We start from the raw sequence: 5,315 nt of genomic DNA on the forward strand, positions 1-5,315 counted from the left end.
CTTGCGCGAATCGTACCCAGCAGGTGGCGTTTTCATCGGCTTTATCATAACGATCCCAGTGAAAATGGATGCGGATACACCCCTCTTCATTGACATAAATCTCTTCGCCTTCCGGGCCGACCACGGTGGCCACTTCATCACCGTCCGCCAGCGGTTTGTAACGGTATAGCGCTCGCCAGTCTCGATAACCCGAAATAAAACTGAATTCATTGTGCAGATAAGTACCTGATTCTCCGCTCTGTTCTTGCAATGCCTGCGGACATTTGCCGTGATGATGGATAGTGACGATTTGCCAGCGGGTGTTCATGGCGTCAACCGGGTGTTCGTTAAGCTCAAAGATTTTACCCGGCATCAGTTTAAAACAGTTGCTTTGCCCGCAGCCGGCCTGACGTTGATTCTCGACGGCCTGCTGACGGCGCTGGACAAACGGTTTCGCCTGCGCGTCTTTCTGAAAGCGGCCATAGCTTTCAAAAAGCTCAAACAAGGTTTTCTGCCCCTCGACACGGGGATCGATATTGGCTCGGTGTGTCAGGCGGTAAGCGGGATTCTGGGGATTATAGTCCTTATAAATAACCCGATTCGGGGTCATGGAGACCCCCAGACGCACCTGATTAACCACATTCATTTCGGTGGCCGTCTCTATCTGCGGGTTGTAGACCAGCGGTAAATTGGCCGTCATCCCTAAATGGCTGTCGCTGAAAAACAGCTTGTCGTCTTCAAACCAGAAATTCAGCCCCTCTTCGGCAACCAACCGGGCAAAGAAGGCATAATCGGACTCCCGTTTTTGCGTCACATACTCCCGTGTGTAATGAAACTCATCCAGTTGGCAATCGAACAGGATGCCATGTTTTTTCAGTAAACTCTTGAGGATCTCCGGCACGCTTTGTCGATGATAAATCCGGCTGTCCTGATTCAAATTCATCCGCCAGAGCGCGGGCTGGACGGTGAGGGAATAAATAGTGCGATGAGCATTCGTATCCCCCCGAATAGCCTGTGTGACAATGCCGCTAACCTGACGTTGCTCAACATCGTTGAAAATCACCCGGAATTTCACCGATTGTAATAACAGTGATTCCAGATCAATATCGGCCCGTTTACTGACCAGCGTTAAGGATAGGGTAAATAATTCGGATAATTCCTCCTGTAAAGAAAATTCAGCTACCGCAAAAGTTTTCTCCGGCAAATCGGTAATATGACAAAGAAAGTGTAATCCATCGTTCATATGGACTCCTTATTTCTGATGTTGATGTTTAAGTAAATGAGTAAATTGCTTGATATTTATCATGGTAAGTTTTCCTCAATTCCTACAGCGTTATTTCATATTCATATTCATATTCATATTCATATTCATGTACATGAACCGAAAATCGACTAATTGAGTACCCTTATCAATCTTGCCACCCGGATATTCAACCCATTCACCTTTCCCGTTAGTCACAGTGACCTTTGCCATTTTTGTTTCGTCCAGTTTAGGCTTAAAAATAATTTTCCATTTAGCTCCTGGAGTTAGCATAAGTCGAAAAGGGCGCATTTTTAAAACTTCACCTTGTAAGGATACGGTTTTTGGAAATCCTTCAACTACTTCTAAAACAGGGTAAATAACCGGGCTAAAATTAATCGTATCCGATGCGGGAATTTCGCTAATATTCGTCTGAACTGCATCATTGATAAATGCGATCAAACCTGTTCCCCCATAGGGCACCGCATCTTTCACCAGATGGTGGACATCGGTATAACTGACCGACACAAAGGCTCGATCAATCTTCCACTTACATCGGCCTCCACCATTAAAAGGTAATTTCGCCTGAAAGTAACCAGTTTGCGGATCAGCCTTTATATCCTCCAAACGTAATCCGTTATAAGTCGGTACTTTAAAAGGCGACATATTGGAATCCAGACGATATTTAAGGCAATCTGTTGAGATATACACAGCGGATACATGCGGTTCGGTATATTTCGGTGCTACCCCTTCTACTGTGATCCACTGATTCTCTTTGGGTGGAGAAAGCGGCTCATTAGGGTTAGCACAGCCCGATATTAAAATCACGGATAAGGCCGATAAGTATTGTTTAATATTTATCATGGTAAATTTTCCTCAATTCCTACGGCGTTATTTCATATTCATGTACATGAACCGAAAATCGACTAATTGAGTACCCTTATCAATCTTGCCGCCCGGATATTCAACCCATTCACCTTTCCCGTTAGTCACAGTAACCTTTGCCATTTTTGTTTCGTCCAGTTTAGGCTTAAAAATAATTTTCCATTTAGTTCCTGGAGTTAACATAAGTCGAAAAGGGCGCATTTTTAAAACTTCACCTTGTAAGGATACGGTTTTTGGAAATCCTTCAACTATTTCTAAAACAGGGTAAATAACCGGGCTAAAATCAATCGTATTCGATGCGGGCATTTCGCTAATATTCGTTTGGACTGCATCATTGATAAATGCGATTAAACCTGTTCCCCCATAGGGAACAGCATCTTTCACCAGATGACTGACATCGGTATAATTAGCCGATACATAAGCCCGCTCAATTTTCCATTTACACCAACCTCCGCCACTGAAAGGCAATTTCGTCTGAAAATAACCTGTTTGGGGATCGGTAGTTACCTCCTGATAAAGCACATTATAAGTCGGTACTTTATGAGGTGACATATCTGAATTAAACTCATATTCAAGACAATCTTTTGAGATATACCTTGCCGCTACATACGGCTCGGTGTATTTTGGCATGACGCCTTCCACGGTGATCCACGGCCCCTTACCCTTAGATGAAAAGGGAAATAGCCAGTTAAAAAAGGTATCCCCCATCGACCAGTAAATAAAAGACAATAGTAATAATGACAATGTAACTTTGAATATCCTCATACTGGAAGTTCCTTATCATCGCAGTAGTACTGTAAGGCCAGTTTCCCTTTTTTTTCCTGCTGACTGACGGCCAATGATTTTATTAACTGTTTATCCATTTCCAGAAAACAGAGATTACGGTAGTAAACTGCGTCTGGTATCAGTCTCTTATAAACATCCATTTTCTCCTTAAATTGACGCTGACTGTCCTGATAAGTCGTCATTTTATCCGGTTCGCATAACTCTTTAAGACGTGCATCAATATAACCGGCATATTTAGATGAGAAGTGATTAAGGATACTTACTCTGTCTTTTAACTCAGGATTTTCATTTTCATCAAACAATTTATCCTGTTCTTGCGGGCTTAGCTGATTAAACAGGGCATTTTGCTGTTCACCGGCCTGAGAGAAAAAGTGTTCTGTTTCTTTATTCAGTTCAGGAATTAAATACAGTTTTGTCGTATTGTTTAATATTTCCTCTGCACCCAATCTGGTTATCAGCGATACATTACTGGCAGCAATCAGCCATTCCGGGCAGGCACTGGCTTTTAAAAAATGAACCACTTTGCCGTGATGCAGATAAATTTCTTTACTGGCTGTCGCCTGTTTAATTGCCTGAATAATCGGTGAGGGTGACAATAATTTTATGATTTCCCAGTCATACCCTGCCAACGTCCAGTAATTGAAGAAAACATTATCCATATCCTGTTCAAAAGGAACCAAAGGAATGGGGTCATTTTCATTAACATGGCGATAATGGATAATAGCAGATAATTCTTGTACTGCACTACGGGTTAATGTTCGCGGCATCCCGTAACTGTAGAGACAGGGATTATATTCTTTCAATTGTGCGCTGTGCAGTAATGCCAGTGCGCCCCCTAGGCTGTGCCCGCAAATAAATAATCGTTTACTTTTAGCCAGACGAGTAATTTCACTGAATACTTCTTTGGTTTTCTCACCAGGAACTTTTAACTTCCCAACCAGACTGAATGCCTCCCAAAACCCTTTATGCACTTTGCCGTGGTGAATAAACCCGCTACACAGGGCTTTCTCATTATCGCAACTCAAGCTTAAGGGCTGGAAGGTAACATCGGTCAGGTAATTCTCCGTAGTGGCTGTGCCCCGCCAGCTAACAAGAACATCTCTGTTGCTGGCGATATAAAACAGTCGGGTATCACCCTGTTTATCTGCCGTTTTTGAATCAATAAATTCTATCTGAGTATAACGTTCACTAAACGGCACATCGTAAACCACAGGCGTTGCCGATAATGTCTCCACTTTATAGGGCAATTTTGAAACATCCACCATTTGCCGGTTAAAAAAGTGTTTCACAGAACCTTCAATATCAACATCCCCATCGGCATAGGCCAGCACGCTCATCAAACACTGATTATAAGCATTCACAATGGAATACTCCTTCTGATGATGTAGCAGCAGAACCCAGGCCCGAAATGGACAGACTTCCAGAACATATCGTCGATTCACCGGATGGACCTGATAGCCTTTTGGTTCCGGGTCTGGGAAATGGTAGGGAGGCGGGATGTCTTTGGAGTCCCACCCTTTAATCACCGGCAATCCATCACTAATCTGTCCGATAGTCACATAGCGATATTGATAGCCTTCGGCTTCCGCTTTTGGCTTCACCACCGAAGCCTCTTCTCCCCGTTTTTCCCGCAACGGACGCTGTTCCATCTCATCGGCCAGTGGTTGGGCGCCGATATACAGAGTTACCGGATGGGACGGCATATCTTCTTCCCTTAGCAATCCATTGCCATCGGTAACCCCTTTACGTCCCAGCAGAGGATTTCCACGGATTTTCAAACGATAAGGCATATTGACCAGAGGTTTCCCCTGTTCATCCACCAACTGAAATTCTATCCAGTTTTTCAGCATGTTTTTACAGTCAATACAATCGAGTGGGCTTAATTTGCTCATTGATACACTTTCCTTACAATTAAATTACAGATAGGCACGCAGCCCGAACATCATGTGGTTAAAATTCCACAGAACTTTTCCTGTGTGGGCATCCATAACTTTCATCATCACAAAAGTCCTCATGCTGATGAAAAGCGTCATCAGGCGTGACACCACCAGACTGAACTGATGCATCTCCCCCTGATTGGCGTAACAATCCGGGTTCAATGTCAGGACGAGTTGATGGCCCCGCACTGGAACCCCTTTGTCCAGACGATCTATTAGGATGTTGTCCAGTTGAACGATACCGTCGATATGTTCCTGGATACGTTTGCTTAATGACTGGTCGTAGGAGAAATCGAATAGTTTGATCAGCTCTTTTAACGAGTCAGTGTGAAACGCCATCCAGGGGGACATGGAAAGGAAAGAGATGATTGTCCAGTTCGATCTATCTTCCTTATCCTCCGTTATTGGTGGGTGGCAGGCAGAAACCGGGGTGATATTGCTGACTTTCAGCCCCGAGGCATTTTCTCCCAGTTGATTGATAGCACCGA

Annotated in this window: 5 protein-coding genes; all 5 read right to left on the reverse strand. The window is 43.9% G+C overall.

The annotated features are described in order from the left end of the window. On the reverse strand, positions 1 to 1,222 hold a 1,222-nt coding region (tssI, locus tag EAE93_RS23370; protein WP_214040675.1), incomplete at its 3' end, for a type VI secretion system tip protein TssI/VgrG. A gap of 90 nt (positions 1,223 to 1,312) precedes the next feature. Further along, positions 1,313 to 2,083, reverse strand: coding sequence for a hypothetical protein (locus tag EAE93_RS23375; RefSeq protein WP_214040676.1), 771 nt, complete (start codon positions 2,081 to 2,083; stop codon positions 1,313 to 1,315). A 27-nt stretch (positions 2,084 to 2,110) separates the two neighbouring features. After that, positions 2,111 to 2,812 carry a hypothetical protein gene (locus EAE93_RS23380; protein ID WP_250151170.1) on the reverse strand — a complete coding sequence of 234 codons (702 nt, stop codon included), beginning with the start codon at positions 2,810 to 2,812 and terminating at the stop codon, positions 2,111 to 2,113. A 53-nt stretch (positions 2,813 to 2,865) separates the two neighbouring features. Next, positions 2,866 to 4,782 (reverse strand): lipase family protein, encoded by a 1,917-nt coding sequence (locus tag EAE93_RS23385; RefSeq protein WP_105399479.1) that lies wholly within the window; start codon positions 4,780 to 4,782, stop codon positions 2,866 to 2,868. Between the two features lie 24 nt (positions 4,783 to 4,806). After that, positions 4,807 to 5,315, reverse strand: a 509-nt coding sequence (locus EAE93_RS23390; protein ID WP_146110743.1) for a type VI secretion system baseplate subunit TssF, incomplete at its 5' end; no start/stop codon positions are given.

This window comes from Photorhabdus akhurstii, from assembly GCF_018448925.1.
Classification (GTDB): Bacteria; Pseudomonadota; Gammaproteobacteria; order Enterobacterales; family Enterobacteriaceae; genus Photorhabdus; species Photorhabdus akhurstii.